The sequence below is a fragment of the Pseudomonadota bacterium genome (assembly GCA_016927275.1).
In the GTDB taxonomy this organism is placed as follows: domain Bacteria; phylum UBA10199; class UBA10199; order 2-02-FULL-44-16; family JAAZCA01; genus JAFGMW01.
Map to the genome: position 1 here is coordinate 1 of JAFGMW010000009.1, position 2769 is coordinate 2769.

Annotated in this window: 2 protein-coding genes; both read right to left on the reverse strand. The window is 64.4% G+C overall.

Annotated features, from left to right (window positions below; translation table 11 throughout):
- Window positions 1-120: 120 nt before the first annotated feature.
- Entirely contained in the window at window positions 121-1059 is a 939-nt protein-coding gene (locus tag JXA24_00470) for a hypothetical protein (GenBank protein MBN1282229.1), read from the reverse strand.
- Between the two features lie 17 nt (window positions 1060-1076).
- Window positions 1077-2769: adenylate/guanylate cyclase domain-containing protein (locus JXA24_00475; GenBank protein MBN1282230.1), on the reverse strand; the 1693-nt coding region annotated here is incomplete at its 5' end.

The following is a 2769-nucleotide window of genomic DNA, read 5'->3' on the forward strand; positions in this document are numbered from 1 at the left end:
CAAATCCCAAATTCCAAATAAATTCCAAGCACCAAATCCCAATGATCAAACGGTTTTGTTTGGAATTTGGTGCCTGATAATTGGTGCTTATTTGGTAATTGGTGCTTGGGATTTGGAATTTTATTCGTATTTCTTCGCCTCGGAGATGCGGCCCATGCGCATGTAGGACATGTGGAGCAGCTTCTTTGCAAAGGGCGAGGGCGATCCGGCGCAGGAAGGCTCGAGCGTCCTGACCGCCTCGTCGTACATCCCGTGGCCGAAATAGACCTGCGCATCCAGCAGGGCCCTGCCATCATCAGAAAACCCTAACTTCGCCACCTTCGAGAGATCGCCGGCCAGAGAGCGCTCGTCGCCTTCGGAGAGGGTGGAGAATTTGTACTCAGGCGTCCTGCTCCGCAGACCCCCGTCGTTCACGGCCAAGAACCACTTGTAGCTCGCTCCCCTCTTCAGCCCCAGCTTCGAGGCGCTGCCTCTGAAACTCCTGTCGCCCGCCTTGAGCTTCTCGAGCGCGATCCTTTGGCCGGAGCGGTCGAAGAGGGCCAGCGCAGGCCTCACCCACCCCTTTCCGATCGGCTCGCTCCACCTGAACTCGACTACGTGCCCCAGCCTCACCGCGGTCCCGGAAGGGTAAAGCGCGGTGAGCCCTGCGCCGCCGAGTTTGTCGAAGTCGATCCTCACGGGGCGCGGGCCACCCGCCTCCTTCACCATCCCGTGGACGGTCGGCCCCTCGCCTTTGGCAGCCATCTCCCTCATGGCGACCGCGATCCTCCCGCCCAGCTTCGTTGAGTTCGCCTCGGCTGCCTTGCCCACCGTATAGCTCTTCCCGGGGCCGATCTCGTCGATCGAGCCCGCCTCGGAGAGCAGCGACGCACTGGAACCCTTGCCCACCCTCACCACCGCGCCGTCGGCGAGCTCGTCGCCGATCTTCGCCGCAGCCTCCCTCTTCCCCTGCTTCACCTTCACGTCGCCCTTTGCGTCCACGAGGACCGCGGAGGCCTGCGCGAGAGAACACATGATGATTAGAGAGAACGCTGCGACGATAGCTGAGAATAACTTCATATCGACCTCCCTGAATTTTACTTTGCCGTCAGTTCCGTCACCAGGTCCCATTCCGGCTCCCTGAGCGCCCGCTCGCACCTCTTCATTAGCTCCCTCGAAGGCTGATCGTCCGGCCGGGCCGCGAGCGCCCCCTTGAGTTCTTCCATCGCAGCTTCGATCCTGCGCGCGCGGAAGAGCCCGAACGCCTCGACGTACCTTGCGACCATCTCTTTTTTCTCGACCTCAGCCTCAACCTCAACCTTTTTACCAACTATTTCGTACACAAGTATCGGCTCCGCCTTGCCCTTGACCCTGAGGATGTCAAGCGGCCGCCTTGCGATATCATCGGCAAGGCCACGGACCGTAGCCTCGCTCGCCATGACGCGGGTGCCGTAGAACTTGTTGGCGCCCTCGAGGCGGCTGGCGAGGTTTATCGTGTCGCCGATGGCGGTGTAATCGAACCTCCCCTCGGAGCCCATGTTGCCCACCACGGCCGGCCCGCTGGCGAGGCCTATGCGCGTGATTATCTGCCTGCCGCACCTCTGCCCCCACTCTGCAGAGACGACGGCGTCGGCGCGCCGCATCTCCATAGCGGCCCGCGCCGCCCGCTCCTCGTGGCTGTCCAGGTCGAGCGGCGCGTTGAAGAACGCTATGATCGCGTCCCCCTCGTACTTGTCGAGCGTCGCCCCGTGCCTGAAGAGCGCCTCGTTCATGAGGCCCAGATAGCGGTTGAGGAACGCGACCAGCCCCTGCGGGTCGAGCCTCTCGGAGATGGAGGTGAACGAGGCTATGTCGGAGAAGAGGCTGGTCACCTGCCTCGTCTCGCCGCCGAGTTTGAGCAGGGCCGGGTTCTCCGTCATCCGCTCCACGACCGCCTCGGGCACGTACCTGGCGAAGACGCCCCTTACGAACCTCCGCTCGCGGCCCTCCGTGAGCGCGCGCCATCCGAGCCCGGCTCCGAGCGCCGTGGTCTGCGCGACGAACGGGGCCACCATCGGCGCGACGAGAGCCCACCTCGAGAAGAGCCAGACCGAGAGCGCGGCCCAGAGCGCAGAGATGAGGAGCCAGGCCAGGGACGATTTCCAGGGGGAGAGGGACCCGGCCGCAAGCGCCACGGCCAGCGCCGCGGCGAAGGCCCACGCCGCGGCCTGCCATTGCCTCATGGCGTAGTAATACTGGCGCGTGAGAAGGCTGGAGAGGATGTTCGCGTGTATCTCCACCCCGTTCATGCGCGCGAATCCGGTCGCCCTCGCGTAATAGGGCGTGAGGTACGCGTCCTTGAGGTCCTCGTAGGAGGCGCCGACGAGCACGATCTTGTCCTCGAGCCACGAGGCAGGTATCAGCCCCCTCTCGACCATCGACGCGGAGTAGGTCCTGAAGGCGTTCCCCTTGCCCCCGATCTCGCCGGGCGGGCCCGCGAACCTTATCATGACCTCGTCGCGGCCTGAGAACGGGCTCGCCCTGAATATCCATGCCCCCGGCGGGCTCGCCTGCTCCTCGACCGACTTCGCAGCCGAGACTCCGGTGGCGGCGGAGAACATCGCCGCGGCGAACGTTTCCATCTGACCCTGTTCGGTGTCGTAGGACAGGCGAGCTCTGCGCACGGTGGAGTCGAACGGGTTGAACGGGAGGTCGGCCAGCCCCACCCCGGTGAGCGCGCCGGCGAAGAGGGGCAGCGGCGCATCGACCGTGCCGTCCTGCCTCATGGGCACCACCGCGTAGGTCGCGCTG